The sequence below is a fragment of the Campylobacter concisus genome (assembly GCF_003049085.1).
Lineage (GTDB): Bacteria > Campylobacterota > Campylobacteria > Campylobacterales > Campylobacteraceae > Campylobacter_A > Campylobacter_A concisus_H.
On record NZ_PIQX01000016.1, the window covers coordinates 1 to 2,742 of the forward strand.

General features: G+C 35.7%; 1 protein-coding gene. It reads left to right on the forward strand.

Annotated features, from left to right (window positions below; all coding sequences use genetic code 11):
* The coding region (locus CVT13_RS10130; protein WP_199907298.1) for a beta strand repeat-containing protein at positions 1-2,090 on the forward strand (2,090 nt) is incomplete at its 5' end.
* Positions 2,091-2,742: the final 652 nt, after the last annotated feature.

Here is a 2,742-nt window from a genome sequence, read left to right on the forward strand (position 1 = left end):
TATATAGACATACTGATGGTAGAGATTATCTAACTCCTGATGATCCTACCACTCCTAGTGCATTCCAACATAAAGACGGTTGGTATGTAAGCAATGATGGTAAACTAGCTATTGGTCAAGATGATGCTAAAGACCTAGCGGTAACTAGCACAGCAAAAGCTTCAAACTATCCAGATGATGGCTCAGTAGCAAAGATAGTAAATCCTAATCCAAATTTAAAAGTGTTTGGATCGGATAATGCAGATAAAATAACCGTAGACGGCGCAAAAATAGAATCTGTATATGGTGGAGTTGGAAACGATAACGTTGATCTAAAAGACGGTGCTGAGACAATTGGTATTTCCGGCGGTTCGGGTGAAGACAAAATTTCGGTAGATAATTCTAAGGTAACTTCAGATATCTTGGGTGGCTCTGAAGACGATATTATAAAAGTAAGTAATAATTCCGAAGTTAAAAACATAGGCGGCAACGACGGTATGGATACCATAAACGTCGAAAACGCTACGGTAAGAGGAAATATCCGCGGCGGCGCAGGAGACGACGTTATAACTGCCAAAGGAAGTTCTTCGATAAACAATATACTTGGAGACGCTGGAAAAGATACTATAACTTTAGAGGACGGCGCCAAAGTCGTAGGGCAGATAAGAGGCGACACCAAAACTATGAACGATATATACGAAAAGCAGGTAAATCCGGCTTTAGATATAGTAGATAGCGGTGCCGATGCCGATACTATAACTTTAAGCGGTGCGGGAACCAGTGCGCAACATATATTTGGCGGAGACGGTGCTGATATCATCACTGTAAAAAATGGCGCAAAAGTAACAGGAGAAGTAAGGGGCGACGAAGGAGGTGATAAAATAACTGTATCTGGCGACCAAACATATGTTAGCGCTATAAACGGTAGAGGTGGCGATGATACTATCCTAGTAGAAAAGGGCGCAAACGTAGACGGTATAGTCGGAAGATGGGGTAATGATAGTATAACTGTAACCGGAAAGGGTACTACGGTAAAAGAATATATTCACGGCGACGACGGTGACGATACGATTAAAGTTTTGGACGGTGCCGTCGTTAAGGGTGATATTGAAGGTAATGCTGGTAACGATATTATAGAAATCGACGGAGGAGCTAATAAAGAAGGTTTTGTCGGTGGTAAAATTATTAGTGGAGATGGCGATGATATCGTTACAATAAGAAATACAGATCTAAACAAAATAAACAACGACTATAATAAAAACGTTAAAGTAGATACCGGAACTGGAAACGATACCGTAAATTTACATAACGTTGTCGTAAATGATACTAATATCTGGACTAAAGAGGGTGACGATACGGTAAATACGACCGATACTATTTTTAAGACGACAAGTATAACACAAGGAACTGGAATAGGAACTGGAAGCGGTAATGATATTATAAATATAAATTCAGGGTCTAATTTCGAAAGCGGTACGCATATAAGTGCAGGCGAAGGTAATGATAATATCAATATAAATAACGGTGCTCATCTAAACGGAGGTCACGTTTATGGCTACGAAGGCAACGATACTATAAATATAAATTCTGGAGCTACTTTGACGAACTCTTCAGTGCGAGGCAATGAGGGCAATGATACTATAAGTATAGATAACGGAGCTAGTATAAATAATTCCGGTAATATAGCCTTAAACGGGGATGAGGGCAATGATACTTTAGTTTTGAAAAACGGAGCTTCTTCTGGATTTAATAACTTAAATTTTGAAAACAAAGTATCTCTAACTCATACAAACGGGGACGTAAATATAACCGATATGGAAGGCGATAAAACCGTGGATCTATCCCAGTTATCTGCCATAACTGATAACAACGTAAAATCCATCGATATGACGGGCGTAAACGGTGCAAAACTAAACATCACCGCACAAGACGTGCTAGACGCCAATAAAACTACCGGTGATACTCTTACCGTAAAAGGCGGTAGCGACGATACCGTTCATAAGACAGATACATCCTCATGGCAAAATAATAATGACGGAACGTATTCTACGACCGTAAATGGCGAAACGGTAAGTATTAAAATAGAAAATAACATTACACTGGATTTATAATATCTTATTTAAAACCCAAGAATTTCTTGGGTTTTTTATTTAAATAATTTTATTTGTAGTTTTTGATTTTTACCCTTTGGCGAGCCATAGAAATAAGCAAGAATATTAATTAATCTTTTTTAAAAGACATTCACTAAAAATATGTAAATTAAAAAATTATTGATGTTTTTAAATTTTTGATTATAAATTTATAGTATTTATAATAGATAGTTAGTATAACTGGAATGTGTTTTTACTATTAGATTAAAAAGAAAAAAGCCATAAGATTAGTAAATAAAAATGCACAGAACGCAGTCATAACATGATTTTAGAAGTTAAAGATGATACGCTAGTACTTTAAATTATATAAAGTTGATTTAATTCCAAGGAAAAAGTCTTTGGGTTAATCTTTTTGTATAACTAAAATCTTATAAAATTTTTTATCTTTTCTATTTGTTATAAATCTACGAAATTATATTAAACAACCTGTTTTAAAGCTATTTCGCCTATTTTTTATATATTATAAAAATCTCACATCGTACCCCAGTACAATAGACAAGCTCTTCTAAAATTTATATAATTCATTCAAAATTTCAAATAATATAAACAATAAGGAGAACATGATGGCTAAAGAAGCCGGAGTAGTTAAAAGCGTAAACGGAGGAATAGCAAG